Origin of the sequence: uncultured Shimia sp. (assembly GCF_947498095.1) — a bacterium.
Taxonomy (GTDB): domain Bacteria; phylum Pseudomonadota; class Alphaproteobacteria; order Rhodobacterales; family Rhodobacteraceae; genus Shimia.
Genome location: NZ_CANMJE010000010.1, coordinates 75717 through 95726 on the forward strand (window position 1 = coordinate 75717; position 20010 = coordinate 95726).

Genomic DNA, 20010 nt, shown 5'->3' on the forward strand with positions numbered 1-20010 from the left:
CCTCAAATCTGACGCGAAAGGTAAAGCATCGGGTCAGGGGAATGGCAAGAGGGCTGAGAACCAGTCTAAATCTCCGGGTTTGTATTGTTTTGTACAGAATGTCCGACCCCGAAATGCCGTTTTGTATTTAGTGTTTGGTCAACAAAACGCCGGGGCCCGCCACCGAATTGTGGTGGAACCATCTCTCCGAGCGTGGCAAGAAGTACGAGAACAAAACGGGGAGACGCGCGACATGGACACAGGGTTTGGCAAGGGCTGCCATCTGCACCTCATCGATGGGTCTGCGTTTATCTTTCGCGCCTATCACGCGCTGCCACCGTTAACCCGGAAATCCGACGGGTTGCCAATCGGAGCCGTGGCCGGATTCTGCAACATGCTGCAGCGGTATGTTGAGGGCAACACCGGCCCAGACGCACCGACCCACGTTGCGGTGATTTTTGACAAGGGCAGCCATACGTTTCGAAACGACATGTACCCTCTCTACAAAGCCAATCGCGAAGCAATGCCAGAAGATTTGCGTCCGCAGATGCCGCTGACTCGCGAGGCGACCAAGGCGTTCAACATCGCCTGCAAAGAGATTGAAGGGTTCGAGGCCGACGACATTATCGCCACGCTGGCCTGTCAGGCGCGCGACGCAGGGGGGCGCTGTACAATCATCTCTTCCGACAAAGACCTGATGCAGCTTGTGGGTGGTGGCGTCGAAATGCTGGACGCGATGAAGAACAAGCGCATCGATCGTGACGGGGTACACGAAAAGTTTGGCGTCGGACCAGAGCGTGTTGTGGATGTGCAGGCATTGGCCGGCGACAGCGTCGACAACGTACCCGGAGCGCCAGGGATCGGAATCAAAACGGCAGCTTTGTTGATCAACGAATACGGCGATCTGGAAACGCTGCTGGACCGGGCCGGAGAGATCAAACAGCCCAAGCGGCGTGAGACGCTGATCGAAAAGCGCGAGCAGATCGAGATGTCCAAGCGGCTGGTGCAATTGGACTGCGAAATGGATTTGGATTTTGCTCTGGAAGACCTTGAGGTGCAGGACCCAGTCTCGGAAGAATTGATGAATTTTCTTGCTGAGATGGAGTTCCGCACGCTGTCTAAACGCATTGCTGACCAACTGGGCGTTGAGGCCCCGGTGATCCCGGACGCGCCTGCAAAGAACCCAGAGGCAGGAGCAGTAGACACCCCCGAAGACTTGCCCTTTAACGCCGACGCCTATGAGTGGGTCAAGGACCGCGCGCGGCTGGAAGACTGGGTCGCCAAGGCAACCGCTCGTGGCTATGTCGCGGTGGACACCGAAACCACCGGACTGGACGAGATGATCGTGGATTTGGTGGGCGTGTGCCTGTCAGTGGAGCCGGGCGAGGCCTGTTACATCCCCGTCGCGCACAAAAAGGGCGCGGCAGATGATCTGTTTGGCAGCGAAGAGTTGGCAGAGGGTCAGTTGAGCGTCGACGAGGTCCTGGACGTGCTTAAGCCGATGCTGGAAGACCCTGCGATCATGAAGGTGTTCCAGAACGCCAAGTATGACTGCAAGATCTTCAAACGCTATGGCGTTTCGGTCGCCCCCATCGATGACACCATGTTGATGTCTTACGCGCTGCAGGCTGGGTTGAACCGGCATGGCATGGACGCGCTGTCAGAATTGTACCTGTCGCATCAGCCGATTTCGATCAAAACGCTTTTGGGAACCGGAAAGTCAGCCATCACTTTTGACCGGGTTCCGATTGAGGACGCGGTGAAATACGCAGCTGAAGACGCGGATATCACCCTGCGCCTGTGGCAGAAGTTCAAGCCTCAATTGCATCAGGAACACGTCACCACTGTCTATGAGACGTTGGAGCGCCCGTTGTCCCCTGTTCTGGCCGAGATGGAGATGCACGGCATCAAAGTGGATCGAGATACGCTCAGCCGTATGTCCAATGCATTTGCCCAGAAAATGGCTGGGCTTGAGGCTGAGATTCACGAGTTGGCCGGTGAGAATTTCAATGTCGGCAGCCCGGCGCAATTGGGCGAGATCCTGTTCGACAAGATGGGGCTTGAGGGCGGCAAGCTGGGAAAAAACGGAAAATACTCGACCGGGGCGGATGTTCTGGAAGACTTGGCGACCGAACATGACCTGCCCGCACGGGTCTTGGATTGGCGGCAATTGTCGAAGCTGAAAAGCACCTATACGGACGCGTTGCAGGACCACATCAACCCCGACACGGGTCGCGTGCATACCTCTTACGTGCAAACTGGCGCGAACACCGGGCGACTAGCGTCCACTGACCCGAACTTGCAAAACATCCCCGTACGCTCTGAAGAAGGCCGCCGCATCCGTGAGGCGTTTATCGCAGAGCCGGGCAAGACTCTGATCAGCCTCGACTATAGTCAGGTCGAGTTGCGCATCCTCGCGCATATCGCCGATATCGACGCGCTGAAACAGGCGTTCCGCGAGGGGCAGGACATTCATGCCATGACGGCGAGTGAGATGTTCGATGTGCCGTTGGACGAGATGACGCCGGACGTGCGCAGTCGCGCCAAGGCGATCAACTTTGGTGTGATCTATGGCATCTCGGGCTTTGGTTTGGCGCGCAACCTACGTATTCCGCGCGGCGAGGCGCAGGACTTTATCAATCGATATTTTGAGCGTTTCCCCGGCATTCGCACCTACATGGATGAGACCAAGGCGTTTGCCAAAGAGAACCTCTATGTGCAGACATTGTTCGGGCGGAAAATTCATATGCCGCAGATCAACGCCAAGGGACCCCATGCCGGATTTGCGTCACGTGCGGCGATCAACGCCCCTATTCAAGGCACGGCGGCCGACATCATCCGGCGCGCGATGATCCGAATGCCGGACGCGATTGCGCATTTGCCCGCCAAGATGCTGTTGCAGGTGCATGACGAGTTGATCTTTGAGGTCGAGAATGACGCAGTGGAAGAAACCATAGACGTCGCGCGCGACATCATGCAGGGCGCGGCCGACCCCGCCGTCAAATTGGACGTGCCACTGATCGTGGATGCCGGGCAAGGACAGAACTGGGCTGAAGCCCACTAACGAAATTTAACCCAGCGTCAACCAACGCAAGCCTTTGGCCGTTTCGCCTGCGGGATGGTATTCACCGCTGACAAACCCACGGTAGCCTTGCGCATTTAGTTGGTTGAAGAACTCGGTATAGTCCACGTCACCGGTCTGCGGCTCGCGACGTCCGGGAGCACCTGCAATCTGGATATGCCCGGCGCGGTGCCCATGTTTGGACCATGACCCCATGATATCGCCGGTGATCATATGCGCGTGGTAGGCGTCGAACTGAAGGGCAAGGTTCGGGGCAGAGACCGCGTCCAGGATCTCGGCCGCAAGGTCGAAATCGTTCAGGAAGTACCCTGGCATATCGATGGTGTTGATCGGCTCGATCGTGATTTTTTGTTTGGGGGCAAACTCTGTCGCCCAACGCAGGTTCTCGACCATCGTGTCGCGGGCGTTGTCCCCGGAAGCGATCCCAGCCATCACATGGATCATCGCCGCGCCCGTCACATCGGCGTACCGCAGGGCGCGTCGAAAATCATGGCGAAAACGATCCTGCCCGTCTGGTATGGCGGCAAACCCCCGGTCTCCGCCCGTCCAGTTGGGAGGCGGCGTATTAATCAGGGCAAGGGGCATATTGGCCGCCTGAAGCGCGGCCAGGATGTCTCGGGCTGAAATATCATAGGGAAACAGGATTTCGACAGCTTCGAACCCTGCAGACTTCGCAGCCGAGATCCGTTCAAGAAACGGCAACTCGGTAAAAAGCATACTAATATTGGCTGCAAACTTAGGCATTTTGTTTCCGTTCGCGTCCCTGTATGCCTGACGTGAATTGGCGTCAAGTGAAAGCTGACGTTAGTTGGCGTCGGAACACGGACGAATGACGCAGAACGTCGAAATGCGACACGGTGTCGAAAATGGAACAGATCAGGCCGCCATTCTAATCCACTTTTTTGCCACCGGGTCAAATTCACGGCCTGTTTCTGATTCGTATTGAAGGATTTGGGAATGTCAGTGACAGGCCCCGATGCCGCTGGGTTTGATACCACCCGGCGCAACAGTCAGGTTATGTCTGGAAATGCCTTGGGCATGGCCTCGATGCTGACCTGGGCCTGCGGATTTCCTGCCGCTGAATTCCTCTTGGTCAGCTGGCCGCCCCTGGCGCTCATCACCGCACGTTTCGCTTTTGCCGTGGCGTTTTTGATGATCCTCTGGGTGATGCGGGACGGGCTACGCCCCTTGGCGAGTGTGCGATGGGGCCGTGGAACCGTGGTTGGCGGTTTAACCTTTGGTCTTGGTGCCTTTTTGTTGTTGGTTGCTCAAAGCCTGACCGACGCCGTGACCGTCGCGATTATCGCATCCGCCTGCCCTGTCGCGGCTGCTATCGTCGAAGTCGCCAACGGCACGCGCCGCATGACCACTGCGTTTCTGACGGGATTGGCCGCCTCGGTGGTTGGCGGCATTGTGGCTGTCGGCGCTGGCACCGTAGGCAATCTGGGCCTCGGTGCTATTGCGGCCATTACGTCCTGTTTTCTTTTTGTGTTCGGAAGCCTTTATACGGTGCGCGACCTGCGGCATTTGTCAGAGATTGGGCGCTCAACCGTGACACTGGTTGGCGGATTGGTGTTCACGTCTGCCGCATTGTTTGCGTCGCACATGGCCGGGGTGGAGGTGCTTCCAACTCGCGTGATCGATGCCCAGCAAATCTGGCTGTTGGCGCTCTATGCCGTTGCGGGCATGGCCTTGAGCCAAGTGATGTGGATCGCCAGCGTTGGACGTCTGGGCGTTGCCGTGGCCTCGTTTCATATCAACGTCGCATCGTTTTATGTCATGGTGATCATGCTCACCGTGGGGTCTGGCTGGAACTGGACAAAAGCATTGGGGGCGGCAATCGTAATTGCCGGAGTCATCGTGGCGCAAAAACCTCCGCGCAGAAAACGCTAGACCGCCGGCGCCCCAAGCCGCTTACGACACGGGCCGAAAACCGCGGTCAGGGCAAGAATGAGACCCGACACCGTCGCGATCATACCCGCAGCGCTGACAGCGTTGCTAAATCCGAGCATCTGCGGACCGAAGCCAGCGGCCAGATACCCTAGCACGGCACTGAGTGTGGCGAACACAATGCTCCACATGATTTGCGCCTCGAGACGGTTGGTCATCAGCCGCGCAGCGGCTGGCGGGCAAATGAACATCGCAATCACGATAATGGACCCGACCGCATCAAAGGCGGCGACGGCTGCAATCGCCGCCACGGCGACCAATGCCAAGCCCAAGAGATTAGTGCGCATACCCAATGTCCGCGCGAAACCCTCATCAAATGTAGAAATCTTGAGCGGTCGCCAGAAAATCCAGACAAAGGCAGACACGGCCACAAGCGTCGCTGACATGCGGATCAGTTCCGGGGGCAACCCGGCCAGCGCCACAGGGTCCCAGAGGCTTTGCCACCCCAGGGCATCCAGCCAGATCAAGCTTTCAAGATTGCCATAGAGCGCGTGCTCAACATCAAGGTGCACGGACGATGTATCAGACTGTTCCAGCAACAGCACGCCAGCAGCGAACATCGCCGTAAAGGCAACACCCATTGCCGCCCCCGGCTCGATACGTCCGAGCCGACGGATCGCTTCGATCAAAACGACGGCTATGATCGATGCGCCAGCAGCACCGATCATCATTGGCCAGGTACTGACGGACCCTGTGATCAGAAAAGCGACAACGATACCCGGCAAGACTACGTGACTGATTGCATCTCCGATCAGCGCCTGTTTGCGAAGGACCAGAAAGTTGCCCGGCAACGCACAGGCAATCGCGGCAAAGACGCCGATTAATAGTGGAGGCAGGGAAAGCGGAACAAACTCGGCGCCGTTCATGTCGGCACCCCGGCGGGCCCACCAATGCGGTGATCAATCTCGGTGATCTGGTCCTGAGTCAGCACGGTTTCGATCTCGCGGAGGCCATCATATAGCGCGGCGGCGCCTTCAAAGGCTTGATCTGCGCGCACAACTTCCCAACGTTTCTCATCTCTGAGCGCCTTGGCGGCACGGGCGCGCCCTGCCTCGGTTGCAACACCATCTGGGCGCGCCAGACCGGCGCGTTGCAAAAGCCGCAGGGTGAGCTTCTCATAAATGGGCTGTCCCTGTGCCAGCGCCAACAAGCCCTGACGCATGTGCACACGATGCTGAAACCGAAAGTGACGCAGAACCGCAGCCAGCACGCCGCGATTGGGCGCAAAGAACAAGGCCACGCAAAACAGGGCAAAGCTGACAAGAACGATGATGGGCCCCGTTGGCACGTTTGGTGCCGACGCCGAAAGACCGGCCCCGACGTAGCCTGACACACCGCCCACAATGCCAGAGATCAGAGAAACGTGATCTGTTCGGTCCGTCCAGAACCGCGCGGTGACCGGTGGAATGATCAGCATGGCGACGATCAGGATCAGTCCGACAATCTTGAGCCCGACAACAGTGACTGCCATCGCCAATCCCATGATCAACAGATCAATGCGTGCGACGTTCATGCCGTTGGCCGCTGCAAACTCGGGATCAAAGGCCACAAGGCTCATGGGTCGACGAAACGCCAACACGAGTGCCAGCGTGGCGAGGCCGCCGATCAGGATGACGATTGCGTCACTCCACAGCATGCCAGCGGTTGAGCCCAAAAGGAAACCTTCCAGCCCCGCCTGCCGCCCGGCCGACATGGATTGGATGATGGTCAGCAGCACGATGCCAAATCCAAAGAACACCGACAGCACGGCCCCAATGGCAGCATCCTCCGCAAGGCGCGTGTAGCGGGTCAGCCAACTGACACAGAGTAAGCCGATACCTGCGGACGCCGCTGATCCCAAAAGCAGACCGATCAGGTGTCGCCCATCTCCGCCAAATGTCACCATGACGATGAACGCCAACGCCACACCCGGAAGGGTGGCATGGCTGATCGCATCGCTGACCAGCGCGCGTTTGCGTAAAAACAGGAATGTGCCCGTGACACCCGCGGCAACCCCTAGAAAACAGGCGCCAAGCGTCACCAGCGTGGCGTTATAGCCAAGCTGCAAGAACAGAGCTTCCCAAAGCATGGCTTAGCCAGCCGCCAGATCCAGTTGGTCGATCTGGCCAGTGACCAACCGCCCGCCATAGGTCTTTTCAAGGTTGGCCGCGGTAAAGGCCTCAGCCACAGAACCTTCGGCGATCTTGCGGGTGTTGATCATGAAAACACGGTCAAAGTATTCGTTTACAGTGGATAGATCATGGTGCACGGCGACAACGGTTTTGCCCTCATCACGCAGCCCTTTCAGGACCGAGATGATGGCTTTTTCCGTGGCGGCGTCGACACCCGCAAAAGGCTCATCCAACAAATATAGGTCGGCTTCTTGCGCCAAAGCACGGGCAAGAAATACCCGTTGTTGCTGGCCACCGGAAAGCTGGCCAATCTGACGCTCGGCAAAGTCTGTCATGCCGACGCGGTCCAGACAGGCCATGGCCTTGTCGTGATGCCGAGGGCGGATCCGGCGCAACAGGCCAAGTTCACGATAAAGACCCATCAGGACCACATCGATCACGCGGGTTGGAAAATCCCAGTCAACGCTGGCGCGTTGCGGGACATATGCAATTCGATGGCGCTGTGACTTGAGCGACTGGCCATAGATCATCGACTGGCCGGACAAGGGTTTGACAATGCCCAGAGCCGCCTTGAGCAGGGTCGATTTACCCGCTCCGTTCGGGCCAACAATCGCGGTCATTGCCCCTTGGGTTACGGTCATGTCCACAGAGAACACCACCGGTTTTTGACCGTAAGACACGGTCATGCCGCGAATGGCCAAGGGGCTGTCGTCCACCTGATCGGCGATCGGGGCGGTGCCTTGATTTGCTGCAAGTTCCAGTGACATCAACTCAAACCCTCATCAAAACCCGGCGGACAGCTTGCCTGCCATACCGCGCGCAGGTGCGTTGCCGCCCAGCGCATTGGCGATCACGGTCACGTTGTGGTCAATCATGCCGAGATATGTGCCTTCGTAGGTGCCATCCTGGCCCATCGCGTCAGAGAACAACTCTCCGCCGATAATGACATCATGGCCTTTTGCCGCAGCCCCTTCGGTGAGTGCGCGGATGCTGCGATCAGACACCGAACTTTCAACAAATACGGCACCGATCTGACGATCAACCAACAGGTCAACAAGCTCGCCGATACGGTTGAGGCCAGCCTCGGATTCGGTCGAGATGCCTTGGATACCCAGCACATCAAAACCAAAGTCGCGACCGAAATAGCTAAACGCATCGTGCGCGGTGATCAGCACACGAGACTGTTCTGGCACCGTGGCGATGGCAGTGTCGGCGTAAGACTGAAGCTCAGCCAGCTCGCCGACGAACCCTTCGGCATTAGCCATAAAGGTTCCGGCCATGTCAGGACGAACGTCGATCATTGCGTCACGGATCGCGTTGACGCAATGCACCCAGATCGAAGGCACCATCCAGACGTGGGGGTCAAACTTACTGTCATAGTCCGGGTGCGCACGCAAAAGATCACGCGGCAGGTTTTCGGCGACAGCACGCACTGTGACGCGTTTTTCCAGCTTTTGCAGAAAGGCTTCCATCTGTGCTTCGAGGTATAGCCCGTGCCACAGAACCAAGTCGGCCCGGGTCATTGCAACGATGTCAGACCGGGTCTGGCGATAAGAATGCGGGTCGACGCCCGCGCCCATCAATCCTTGAACTTCGACAAAGTCTCCGCCGATCCGACGCACGGCATCTGCGATCATACCCGTCGTGGCAACAACAGTCAGCTTATCCATCGCCAGTGCGGGCGTTGCCAGCGCCGCAGCCCCGGCAAATGAGGTCTTGATAAAGTCACGGCGCGAAAAGCGCATGGAATCGCTCCAATACTCTGTTGCACTTGAATATGAGAGCCATTCGCAAGAAAGTCAATGCAATTGAGAATAGTTCTCATTTAAAGTTGACCATTTGGACAAATTTACGCCGATTGACCCGACGCCTCGCCTTGAAATGGCAGGCAGAGCGTGACACGGTGGACTCTGTTTTGAGATAGGGCGAGATATGCAGACCCCGACATCCACTTCATCTGACCTGCAACTGCCGCAGACTGTTGAACCCCGCAATCCAGGCATGGACCTGGATCTGGACTGGGTGCGCCGCGCTCAGGCCAATACGTCGGCAATCGAACGGCGGGCCAAAACCTTGCCCGGTCGGCGTTCGGTCAAGAAGGATTACCAAGCCGCATGGCTGCTTAAGGCGATATCCTGCATCGACCTGACAACGCTGTCTGGCGATGACACCGAAGGCCGCGTGCTGCGGCTCTGTGCCAAGGGGCGCCAGCCCGTGCGGGCGGAAATGTTGCAAGCGCTGGGCATGGAAGGTCTGACCACCGGTGCGATCTGCGTCTATCACGACATGATCCCGACAGCCGTTGAGGCGCTGAAAGGTTCGGGCATTCCCGTGGCCGCCGTCTCGACCGGCTTTCCCGCGGGTCTGTCGCCGTTCCATTTGCGGGTCGAAGAAATCCGCGAGAGCGTCAAGGCGGGCGCGGAAGAGATCGACATCGTGATCACCCGTCGCCACGTGCTGCAGGGCAACTGGCAGGCTTTGTATGAAGAGATGAAGGCGTTCCGCGAGGCTTGTGGCGATGCGCATGTCAAAGCGATCCTGGCCACTGGTGAACTGGGAACATTGCGCAATGTGGCGCGCGCCTCTCTGGTCTGCATGATGGCGGGGGCAGATTTCATCAAGACCTCGACCGGCAAGGAAAGCGTCAATGCCACCCTGCCCGTCAGCCTCGTGATGATCCGCGCGATCCGCGACTATTATGACCGTACCGGATACCGTGTCGGCTACAAGCCTGCGGGCGGAATCTCCAAGGCCAAGGATGCGGTGACCTATCTCGCGCTGATGAAGGATGAGTTGGGCCATCGCTGGCTGCAGCCTGACCTGTTCCGCTTTGGCGCCTCGTCGCTGTTGGGTGACATCGAACGCCAGCTGGAACACCACCTGACCGGCGCCTATTCCGCCACCTACCGCCACGCGATGGGCTGATCCGCGATGCTGCGCACCCTGTTCCTCTCACTCTGCGGGCTCTGGGCTTTGCCCGGCATTGTGCTGGCCGAACCGGCCCTGTTCTGCGGTGAGTGGAGCAATGCGAGCCTGCGTCACCGGGGCGACATTACTCTTTCGGTTTCCCAATCCGGGCTCACCTGGAGCAATGGAAAATCCGAGTACACGGCGGCCTTTGTCGATGGCAAGCCGGGGCGCATGACCTTTGTCGACGATGCGTCCGTCTATATTGCCTATGGTGTGCCCGAGCAAAACGACCAGAACGAGTGGTTTCTTGGCAAGCCAGTGTCCCTCGTGCGCATCTTTTATGTGAGCTCTGAGCTTAAAACTTCCCAACTCAAATGTGGGTACTGAACAATGACCGTCAAAGAGATTTTCGAAAGCATGGATTACGGCCCCGCCCCCGAGGCGGCAGGCGATGCGCTGGCGTGGATCGTGGATCAAGGGGCCAAGTTTGGTCAGTTCATTGATGGTGCTTTCACCGACCCAACCGATGACTTCAAAAGCAGCAACCCCGCCAATGGAGAGATTCTGGCGAACCTCTCGCAGGCCACCACTGCAGATGTTGACGCGGCTGTTGACGCAGCGCGCAAAGCGCAAACCAAGTGGGAGAAGCTGGGTGGACATGGCCGGGCAAAGTATCTCTATGCCATAGCGCGGCTTGTGCAAAAACACAGCCGCCTGTTTGCGGTGCTGGAGACACTAGATAATGGCAAGCCGATCCGCGAGAGCCGCGATATCGACATCCCGCTTGTACATCGCCATTTCTATTACCACGCCGGCATGGCGCAGCTGATGGACGCCGAGATGCCGGACCGTGCGGCGCTGGGTGTTTGTGGCCAGATTATCCCGTGGAACTTCCCCCTGTTGATGTTGGCGTGGAAGGTGGCGCCGGCCTTGGCGATGGGCAACACGGTGGTGTTGAAGCCCGCCGAGTACACCTCACTGACAGCCTTGTTGTTCGCCGACATCTGCCAACAAGCCGGGCTACCCAAAGGCGTGGTCAACATCGTGACCGGTGATGGCGCTGTGGGCGAGATGATCGTGGGGCATGAGGGCATCGACAAAATCGCCTTTACCGGCTCAACCGAGGTGGGCAAACGCATCCGCAAGGCCACCGCTGGATCAGGAAAGTCGCTGACGCTAGAACTGGGTGGCAAGTCCCCCTACATCGTCTTTGATGACGCCGATATCGACAGCGCCATCGAAGGGCTGGTGGACGCGATCTGGTTCAATCAGGGTCAGGTCTGTTGCGCGGGCTCACGGCTTTTGGTGCAGGAAGGTATTGCCGAGCGCTTTCATGAAAAACTGCGCACCCGCATGGATGGTTTGCGTCTTGGCGATCCATTGGACAAGTGCATTGATGTGGGTGCCGTGGTGGACCCGGTGCAACTGCGGACCATCACTGAGATGGTGGACAGCAATACAGAAGGCACCGTCTATCGCGCCAACGTCGATCTGCCGAACGAAGGCTGTTTCTATCCGCCGACATTGATTACCGGACTGACAACGGCATCGCCTCTGATGCAGGACGAGATTTTTGGCCCGGTTCTGGTGTCGACCACGTTCCGCACGCCGGGCGAGGCGGTGCAGATCGCCAACAACACGCGCTATGGGCTGGCGGCAAGCCTGTGGACCGAGAATGTGAACCTTGCGCTGGACATCGCGCCACAGCTGGTGGCCGGTGTTGTCTGGGTGAATGCCACGAACCTGTTCGACGCGGCTGCAGGTTTTGGCGGGATGCGCGAAAGTGGATTTGGCCGAGAGGGCGGCTGGGAAGGCCTTACGGCCTATACCAAGCCCAAGAAGGCTACAAAATCGCTGTCACCGGTGGCGGCGTTCAAAGGGGACAGCCGCAAAGCCGGAGAGCAAAGCGATCCGCTTGACCGTACGCCAAAGCTCTACATCGGTGGCAAGCAAGCGCGTCCAGACGGCGGCTATTCACAGAGCGTTTTCAGCAAGTCAGGCGCGCTTTTGGGGCAGGCCCCAATCGCCAACCGCAAGGACATCCGCAACGCAGTGGAAGCGGCCCATGCGGCCAAGGGCTGGAGCAAGACCACCGGCCACTTGCGCGCTCAAATCCTTTATTACATCGCCGAAAATCTCTCGGCCCGTGGCGACGAGTTTGCGGCCCGTATCAACGCGCTGACCGGCGCGCGGAATGGGCGTAAAGAGGTGGATGCCTCGATCGATCGCCTGTTCAGCGCTGCGGCCTGGGCGGACAAATTTGACGGGAAGGTCCACAATGTGCCTATTCGAGGCGTGGCATTGGCCATGCGTGAACCGGTTGGCGTGATCGGCGCGCTTTGCCCGGATGAGAGCCCGCTCTTGGGGTTGGTTTCAGTCATGGCGCCCGCGATTGCGATGGGCAACCGGATGGTGCTTGCGGCCTCGGAACCCTTTCCCCTGGCTGCCACCGATTTTTACCAGATTCTCGAAACATCAGACGTGCCCGGAGGCGTGGTGAACATTCTGACCGGCAGCCATGACGAACTGGCCCCGGCTTTGGCCAGCCACCTGGACGTGGACGCGGTCTGGAGTTTCTCGTCGACCGACCTTGCCACCAAGATCGAAGAGGCCAGCGCGGGCAACCTCAAGCGCACATGGGTCAACAACGGCAAGGCGCGTGACTGGAATGACGACCATAGCCGCGCATTCCTGGAAGCCACGACTGAGGTTAAGAACATCTGGGTGCCCTACGGCGAGTAGGGCCGCTAGACCCCGTCGGGTTTACCAACAACCACGAACGTCAGCTCATCTGGGTTCAGAAACTCTGATGCAACGCGGTTGATGTCTTCCAGAGAGACCGCGTTGACCTTGTCATTGCGTGTCGCGATGTAGTCAATCGGCAAACCCTGCATTTGCATGCCGGCCATTATCTGCGCGATGGAGCCATTGCCATCAAACCGCAACGGGTAAGCGCCGGTCAGCAGGGCCTTGGCTTCGTCCAGCTCTTCCTGTGTGACACCCTCTGCGGCCATGCGCGACCACTCGGCTCGGATTACGTCGACGGCCTCGGCAATACGGTCATTCGCTGACGAGACACTGCCCAGATACAATGCGGCCCAATCCTTGGGGACCAGATACGAATAGACGCCATAAGTCAGGCCACGTTTGACTCGGACTTCTTCCATCAGCCGGCTCTCAAACCCGCCGCCACCAAGGATAGTGTTCAGCAGATAGGCAGCAAAAAAGTCATCATCGTCCCGCTCCATCCCCACTTGTCCGAACAGGGCGACGGACTGTGGCGTATCGAACTCAACGACAGATGTGCTTCCGTCCAGCATCGGCGCAACTTTGTCTGGCAGCGCCGCACCCGTCTCGGGCAGATTTGCCAGAAGCTCATCGAGCATCGGGCCAAGTTCTGCTGCGGTGATGTCACCAACAGCCGCCACATAAAGCCGGTCTCGAGTCAGAACGCCTTTGTGTGCCGCCACGATGTCATCTCGGGTCAGAGCGCCAACGCTATCAATGGTCCCCTGTAGTGCAGAGCCATAGGGGTGGTCGCCAAAGGTCGCGGCATCAAAGGCCCGCGACGCAATGTCATTGGGATCGTTCTGACTGGATCGGATTCCAGCCAAAACCTGTTGGCGCACGCGGTTGACCGCAACCTCTTCAAAGCGCGGTTCAATAATCGACAGGCGCAGCAATTCGAGGGCCTCATCGCGGTTCTCGGTCAGAAATCGTGCCGAAATGCTGGCGTTATCGTCTCCGACGTCATAGCCGAAACGCGCGGCCAAAGCCTCGGTCGCCCGCGCGAAACCCTGACTATCAAGCTCGCCCGCGCCTTCTTCCAGCAGCCCTATCATCAGGTTGGTCGCACCGCGTTTGCCCGGTGCATCCAGCGATGCGCCCCCCTGAAACCGCAGCTCGAGTGCCACAAAGGGGATCGACGGCTCTTCGACGAGCCAAGCTGTAATCCCGCCGGGCGAGGTCACTTCTTGTATTTTGACTTCGGCGCGTGCTGGCAGGGTCAGGATGACAGTCAGCGCAGCGATCAGCAGATATCTCATTGTGAACCCTCCTCAGACGTCGGGCTTGTCAGCCAACCGGTCACCGATTGACGCTCATTAAAAACAAGCTCGCCGGCCGCTCGGATATCTTCGATGGTCACGGCCTGCAGCACGTCGGGCCACTCTTGAACGTCCGCGATTGTCAAACTTGTGGTCAGAGCCCGGCCATAACGATTGGCCAAAGACTCTACACTGTCACGGGCATAGATCTGGGAGGCACGCAGCTGCATTTTGATCCTCTCGACATGGGCTTCGTCGATTTCAGATGCCATAAAGTCGGCAAGCGCCTGATCCATCGCATCCTCGGCCTCTTGCAAACTGACGCCCTGAATCGGAACAACCGTCACATTGAACGAGGTCGTGTCCAAAGAGGTTCCGCGGTAAAACGCGCCGGTATAGACCGCAAGTTTCTGGTCAAACTGAAGCCGTTCGTTCAAAAACGACGTTGTCCCGCCCCCCAACAATTCGGCCAGAATTGTCAAAGCCGCCGCTGTGCTCTGATCACCGGGGTTACGTTCGGGCGCCAGATAGCTTCGGGTGACATAAGGTTGTGCAACACGCGCATCTTCGAACACCAGCCTGCGCGGGGTTGTTTGAGGGGGTTCTTGCGGCCGGTCCCGCGGCTCAAGGTCCGGGTTTGGCGGCAGAACACCAAAATAGGTTTCAGCCAAGGCGCGAACATCATCTGGGTACACATCCCCAGCCACAACCAGAACCGCGTTATTTGGCGCGTAATAGGTTGTGTAATAGTCCAGTGCATCCTGCAGAGAGAGTTGCTCCATCTCATGGCGCCAGCCGATGATCGGCACGCCATAGCGGTGGTTGAGATATTGCACGCCATCCATCTGCTCTCGCATCAAGGCGCCAGGGCTGTTTTCGGTGCGCTGGTTGCGCTCTTCGATGATGACATCGCGTTCGGTCAGAATGTCGGCCTCATCCAGACGCAGATTGACCATCCGGTCGGCCTCCATCTTCATCATCAATTCCAGACGGTCCGCGGCGACGCGCTGAAAATAGGCCGTGTAGTCATAGCTAGTAAAGGCATTGTCGCGACCACCATTGGCAGCAACGGTGGCAGAAAACTCACCTGACTCGAGCGTGTCGGTGCCTTTGAACAATAGGTGCTCAAGGAAATGCGCAACGCCAGAAACGCCCGGTTGTTCATCCGCCGATCCGGCGCGGTACCAAACCATGTTCATGACCACGGGGGCGCGGTGATCTTCGATCACGACGACTTGCATGCCGTTGTCCAATTGGAAATCTGTAACCTGCTCGAAAGCATGTACAGGCGACGTCGCCAAAGTAAGACCAAGCATCAAGGTCAGAAAGCGCAACATGTGCCACTCCGTAATCATTCAGACTTATGTGATAGTTACGGTCGCATCGGCCCGCTTCAAGGGCCAAACACGCGTGGTCACGAAATGTTTTGGCTCAGCCAGGAGGTGCCGCAGGCGTTGCAGCACCACCACGGCGCCAACGTTCCTGTTCTTCATACTGGTTCAGGTGCTCGCGTTTGTAGACTTCGTTGTACTGGTCGGTACGCACGATACGGATGTTGGTAAAGCGCCCGCGTTTTTTGCGGTAAGCCTCATCTTCAACTGCAAGAGTTGTGCGAATGTCCTGAGTACGCCCCTTACGGCCAGAATAGTTCACGAGACCGGAATCACCGCTGGGAATAGTCGTGCTATTGACCGCGTTGCGCGATCCGCCCAACGCGACGACTGCATCCCCTTTGGGATCAAGATCTGTTCGGTTCGCGGCGCCGGGTGTCGGTGCAGGCAACGCATCATAGCTTGAAGGTGCTTCAAGTGATTTGCTGGGAAGAATACGGAATTCATCCGGCCCATCTCCGGCTGAACTGAGATGGCGCACGCCATCGTCTTTGCTGCACGCTGCGAGCAACAAACCCAGACCAATAATCATCACACGCGTCATGCGCATAACGTTTCTCCTGCTACCTCGACCCGTGTTTAGCGCATCTTTCTGACAAGGTCACGAGGGCTTTTTGGTTCCACCCAGAAAGATCAGGCCAAAAGCGCCGATAAAGATCCAAGCGTCAGCCAGATTGAATGCGAATGGATTGTTTATCCCGCAACAAGACATATTGATAAAGTCCGCCACGGCCCCATAGAGCACACGATCCACGACATTGCCTAGCGCGCCACCAATCAGCACGCCGGCGCACATCATGCCCCAACGATCAAGTGGATCACGCTTAACCCACATGAACACAAAGGCAGAAATCACCAAGGCCACACCGATCAATATCCAGCGACCCATATCACTATCGTTCGAAAAGAGGCCAAAGTTTACGCCCCGATTCCAAGCCATGTGCAATTGCAAAAAGGGCGGAAACACATCGATCTGGCCCCGTTCAATCAGGTTCATCCAATGCACGACGAGATACTTGCTCGCCTGATCCGAAAGGAAGGCCCAGAACCCTGCCCAGAATACCAGACGCATAATGCGCCCCCCTTTTCTGCCCAAAACGCTCCTCATTTATTGAGGTTGCGTGCTTTGCAGCCCCCTGCTGTGCAGCGGGCCGCGTTGTTACCCACCTTAATGGCGGAAGTGGCGCATGCCTGTAAAGACCATCGCGAGGCCCGCTTCATCTGCGGCTTTGATGACGTCATCATCGCGCATTGAGCCGCCCGGCTGAATCACACATTTGCCGCCTGCAGCAGCGGCCTCCAAAAGACCATCCGCAAATGGAAAGAATGCGTCCGAGGCCACTGCGCTGCCTTTGGCGGGGCTTTCGTCCATACCCAGTTCCTCGGCCATGCGTGCGGCCTTGGCGGCGGCAACGTTGGCACTGTCGAGGCGGCTCATCTGGCCAGCTCCGACACCAACAGTGGCGCCGTCTTTGACGTAGACGATGGCGTTTGACTTCACGTGTTTGGCGACTTTCCATGCAAACAGCAAATCGGCCATTTCCTGATCTGTCGGCGCCTTTTTGGTCACGACTTTAAGATCATCCAGGCCCACATAGCCGACGTCCTTGTCTTGAACTAACATGCCGCCAGCGACCTGCTTATAGGCCATGATCGGTTTTCTCGGGTCCGGCAGGCCGTCGGTCAACAAGAGACGCAAGTTCTTTTTGGCAGCAAAGATTTCCTTGGCCTCGTCCGAGGCACCAGGGGCAATCACCACCTCGGTAAATATCTCGACGATCTTACCCGCAGTTTCCGCATCAAGGGGCTGGTTCAGGGCAACGATGCCGCCGAATGCAGAAGTGCGGTCGCAATCAAAGGCTTTTTGGTAGGCCTCGGTCAGCGTCGCACCCACGGCGACGCCACAGGGGTTGGCGTGCTTGATGATCGCAACAGCCGGGCCATTGGCTGGATCAAATTCTGCCACCAGTTCAAAGGCCGCATCGGTGTCGTTGATATTGTTGTAGCTCAGCTCTTTGCCCTGAAGCTGTGTGGCGGTTGCCACGCCGGGGCGGTTTGAGCCGTCGGTGTAAAAGGCAGCCTTTTGGTGGCTGTTCTCGCCATAGCGCAGGGTCTGTTTCAACTCACCCGCGACCGCGCGACGCTTGGGCGCCTCAAGCGACAGCTGATCCGCCATCCAGTTCGACACGGCCGCGTCATAAGCGGCGGTGCGGGCATAGGCTTTTTGAGACAGCTTGCGGCGGAACTTGGCACATGTCGCGCCATTGTGCTGGTCCATGTCGCCCAAAAGCTTGTCGTAGTCCTCAACGTCGACAATGACGTTCACAAAGGCAGCATTTTTGGACGCGGCGCGGATCATAGCCGGACCACCAATGTCGATGTTTTCGATGCAGGTGTCATAGTCGGCGCCAGCCGCCACGGTGGCCTCGAACGGGTAGAGGTTCACCACAAGCAAGTCGATCGCGCCGATGCCATGTTCTTCCATAGCCGCAACGTGGGTGTCGTTATCGCGCAGCGCGAGCAATCCGCCGTGCACCTTGGGATGCAGCGTTTTCACGCGGCCATCCATCATTTCAGGGAAGCCAGTAACTTCAGAAACATCTTTCACGTCCAGCCCGGCGTCGCGCATGGCTTTAGCGCTGCCTCCGGTGGACAAAAGCTCGACGCCACGCTCGGCGAGCGCTTGGCCCAGTTCGATCAGTCCGGTCTTATCAGAGACTGAGATCAGGGCTCGGCGGATGGGGGTCATATCGGTCATAGGTTCAGGCGTCCCAGGGTCAGGTTGTCATATCCAGCTCATCCCGGTTGAGGTCTCGGATCGCCACCGCAGAATCCTGCGCTTTGGCCAAAGACCACCGGATGCGGGTCGCATACTCTATTGCGACGCCAGATAGAACGATCTGTTTTGTCGCGCGTGGCTTTAATCGGTTCTTTTCGAGAAAAACACTGGGTTCCAGCGTCATTTCTGCCTTGCCAACCTGCCGGAAAATCCAAATCTCACCGCTTTTCAGCGCGATGGACACGGCTGCCCCGCCCAGATCGACCGTCGCATCCGCTTCGGGGTGGAGGTGAAACCTGAGTTGATAGGAGATTCCCTGCAGTTCTTTTTCATCCATCGCACGGTCGAATTGCTGCTTTGCGGGGTCATCAAGCGCGATCAACAAATCCTCGCCCACCATGCCACGCCCATCAAACGTCAGTTCAAGCGTGCGCGCATGTGTCAAACCGTGCGTGCCGACATATCCGTCATGTCCGCCTTGGAACCGCAGGCCATCCGGTGCCTGGCTCATCTGGATCGGCACGCGTTTTGGTGCATCGATCAGGTGTTCTTCACGCCAACCTTGACCACCTTCACCCAATCGCGCACTGGAATAGCCATCCAGTGCCAAGGTCGAATGACTGGGTGTTGCACGCCCGGCGCGACGCCAGTCTTCGCCAAAGCTGACACCCGACCCACAGTTCACGATCAGGGGTCGCCGCCCGCTGGTTAGCTCAAATGCCAATGTTGACGCATGCGCGTTAAGAGAAGCCGCGCCATGAGGAGGTGGGCTTGCATCGACGATAACACTGCTGCGCCCCGCCGACAGACGCGCATATCCCATCGACAGACCATCCGCCTGACGGGACTTAATCTCACTCTCGGCGAGGGCATGATCCAACCTCCCTTCAAGGCCGCGCCCACCACCGTGAAATCGAGCAAGCCCGCCATCGGCGTGGCGAAGCGTGCGCAAGGTCGGTGCAATACGTTCAATCGCCGCCAGATGTTCCTTGGCCGGGCTTCGACCCGCTTCGCTCAGAGCCGCCGCAGCCCAAGTCAAAAGCGTAAAAACCTCTAGCAGCTCTTCTGGATTGCGTGTGGGAATGCCGCCCTGATCGCTGACCTGGGTTCGGCATTCACGCTCTAACGCCTTGATCGCGGGGTCCACATGCCCGCCCATGCCTTCGAGCGCTAGGCCTGCATAGATCAGACCGGTGAGCGCCTCAAAGCGCGGCAGTCCCGAATGTGATGTGTGCCATCGCCGGGACAGGAAAATCGTCTGCTGACCAAGCGAGCGATAGAAGGCTTCGGATTGCTCGGACTCACGGCCTCTCAACAAAAACAGGGCGTGGTTGATCCAGCGAATAAGGCGGCGGCCTGTGAGGTCTGGCGTCCAGCCGTCGCCGCGTCCACGACCATAACGGTCAATCCATTGCCAGACCCAGACTTGCGCCTTTTCGCGGGCAGGCGCATCGCCAACGGCGGCCAGATCATCAAGCCAGGCAAAACCCTGCAACTCTTGGCCAAAGACCGGGTCGGCCACGTTGGTGTCCCACAGTGACAACTCTGGCGCTGTCACAAGGTGCCCGGCAAAAAGATAGTTGCCCGCCACCAATTGCCGCCCCCGCGCAAAGGCGCCAATAGTACGAGGTTCGGGCATTGAGGTGAAACCGGTTGCAGGGCGCGCACGGGTACTCAGCCGTGCATGCACACGGTGCATTAAGCGCGTCCAGCGCGCTTGAAACCCGTCGGGGTTGCTCATGTCTCTGCCTCTGTGCCTTAT

General features: G+C 58.1%; 16 protein-coding genes. 5 read left to right on the forward strand and 11 right to left on the reverse strand.

Annotated features, from left to right (window positions below; genetic code table 11):
* Nucleotides 1-232: 232 nt before the first annotated feature.
* Entirely contained in the window at nucleotides 233-3043 is a 2811-nt protein-coding gene (polA, locus tag Q0932_RS16350; protein ID WP_299355557.1) for a DNA polymerase I, read from the forward strand.
* A 6-nt stretch (nucleotides 3044-3049) separates the two neighbouring features.
* Here the strand turns inward: polA and Q0932_RS16355 are convergent, their stop codons facing one another.
* Complete coding sequence (locus Q0932_RS16355; RefSeq protein ID WP_299355560.1) at nucleotides 3050-3805, reverse strand: TIM barrel protein; 756 nt, start codon at nucleotides 3803-3805, stop codon at nucleotides 3050-3052.
* Nucleotides 3806-4018: 213 nt separating this feature from the next.
* On the opposite strand from Q0932_RS16355, the gene Q0932_RS16360 reads away from it, so the two are divergent.
* A complete protein-coding gene (locus Q0932_RS16360) occupies nucleotides 4019-4954 on the forward strand; it encodes a DMT family transporter (RefSeq protein ID WP_299355562.1) in 936 nt (311 codons plus the stop codon).
* Here Q0932_RS16360 and Q0932_RS16365 read toward each other — a convergent pair.
* From Q0932_RS16365 to Q0932_RS16380, 4 genes are read right to left on the reverse strand one after another with little or no spacing between them, the layout of a single operon-like run.
* On the reverse strand, nucleotides 4951-5877 hold the full coding sequence (locus tag Q0932_RS16365; protein ID WP_299355565.1) for a metal ABC transporter permease: 927 nt from the start codon (nucleotides 5875-5877) through the stop codon (nucleotides 4951-4953). The genes Q0932_RS16360 and Q0932_RS16365 overlap by 4 nt on opposite strands.
* Nucleotides 5874-7079, reverse strand: a complete 1206-nt coding sequence (locus Q0932_RS16370) for a metal ABC transporter permease (RefSeq protein WP_299355568.1) — start codon at nucleotides 7077-7079, stop codon at nucleotides 5874-5876. The genes Q0932_RS16365 and Q0932_RS16370 overlap by 4 nt, the downstream gene beginning before the upstream one ends.
* A gap of 3 nt (nucleotides 7080-7082) precedes the next feature.
* Entirely contained in the window at nucleotides 7083-7889 is an 807-nt protein-coding gene (locus Q0932_RS16375) for a metal ABC transporter ATP-binding protein (RefSeq protein WP_299355570.1), read from the reverse strand.
* A gap of 15 nt (nucleotides 7890-7904) precedes the next feature.
* On the reverse strand, nucleotides 7905-8867 hold the full coding sequence (locus tag Q0932_RS16380; protein WP_299355572.1) for a zinc ABC transporter substrate-binding protein: 963 nt from the start codon (nucleotides 8865-8867) through the stop codon (nucleotides 7905-7907).
* 187 nt (nucleotides 8868-9054) lie between these two features.
* On the opposite strand from Q0932_RS16380, the gene deoC reads away from it, so the two are divergent.
* Genes deoC through Q0932_RS16395 form a run of 3 tightly spaced genes read left to right on the forward strand, consistent with a single transcriptional unit; the run spans nucleotide 9055 to nucleotide 12774 of the window.
* Entirely contained in the window at nucleotides 9055-10047 is a 993-nt protein-coding gene (gene deoC, locus Q0932_RS16385) for a deoxyribose-phosphate aldolase (RefSeq protein ID WP_299355575.1), read from the forward strand.
* Nucleotides 10048-10053: 6 nt separating this feature from the next.
* On the forward strand, nucleotides 10054-10419 hold the full coding sequence (locus Q0932_RS16390; protein WP_299355578.1) for a hypothetical protein: 366 nt from the start codon (nucleotides 10054-10056) through the stop codon (nucleotides 10417-10419).
* A 3-nt stretch (nucleotides 10420-10422) separates the two neighbouring features.
* Nucleotides 10423-12774 carry an aldehyde dehydrogenase family protein gene (locus Q0932_RS16395; protein ID WP_299355581.1) on the forward strand — a complete coding sequence of 784 codons (2352 nt, stop codon included), beginning with the start codon at nucleotides 10423-10425 and terminating at the stop codon, nucleotides 12772-12774.
* 5 nt (nucleotides 12775-12779) lie between these two features.
* Here Q0932_RS16395 and Q0932_RS16400 read toward each other — a convergent pair whose 3' ends face one another.
* From Q0932_RS16400 to Q0932_RS16425, 6 genes are all read right to left on the reverse strand, one after another.
* Nucleotides 12780-14078, reverse strand: a complete 1299-nt coding sequence (locus Q0932_RS16400) for a pitrilysin family protein (protein ID WP_299355584.1) — start codon at nucleotides 14076-14078, stop codon at nucleotides 12780-12782.
* Nucleotides 14075-15415 (reverse strand): pitrilysin family protein, encoded by a 1341-nt coding sequence (locus Q0932_RS16405; RefSeq protein ID WP_299355587.1) that lies wholly within the window; start codon nucleotides 15413-15415, stop codon nucleotides 14075-14077. Before Q0932_RS16405 ends, Q0932_RS16400 begins: the two co-directional genes overlap by 4 nt.
* Nucleotides 15416-15509: 94 nt before the next feature.
* Nucleotides 15510-16019, reverse strand: coding sequence for a DUF3035 domain-containing protein (locus tag Q0932_RS16410; RefSeq protein WP_299355590.1), 510 nt, complete (start codon nucleotides 16017-16019; stop codon nucleotides 15510-15512).
* A 51-nt stretch (nucleotides 16020-16070) separates the two neighbouring features.
* Nucleotides 16071-16541 (reverse strand): signal peptidase II, encoded by a 471-nt coding sequence (lspA, locus tag Q0932_RS16415; protein WP_299355593.1) that lies wholly within the window; start codon nucleotides 16539-16541, stop codon nucleotides 16071-16073.
* Nucleotides 16542-16637: 96 nt separating this feature from the next.
* Nucleotides 16638-18227 (reverse strand): bifunctional phosphoribosylaminoimidazolecarboxamide formyltransferase/IMP cyclohydrolase, encoded by a 1590-nt coding sequence (purH, locus tag Q0932_RS16420; RefSeq protein ID WP_299355595.1) that lies wholly within the window; start codon nucleotides 18225-18227, stop codon nucleotides 16638-16640.
* Between the two features lie 19 nt (nucleotides 18228-18246).
* A complete protein-coding gene (locus tag Q0932_RS16425) occupies nucleotides 18247-19989 on the reverse strand; it encodes a heparinase II/III family protein (protein WP_299355598.1) in 1743 nt (580 codons plus the stop codon).
* Between the last annotated feature and the right edge of the window lie 21 nt (nucleotides 19990-20010).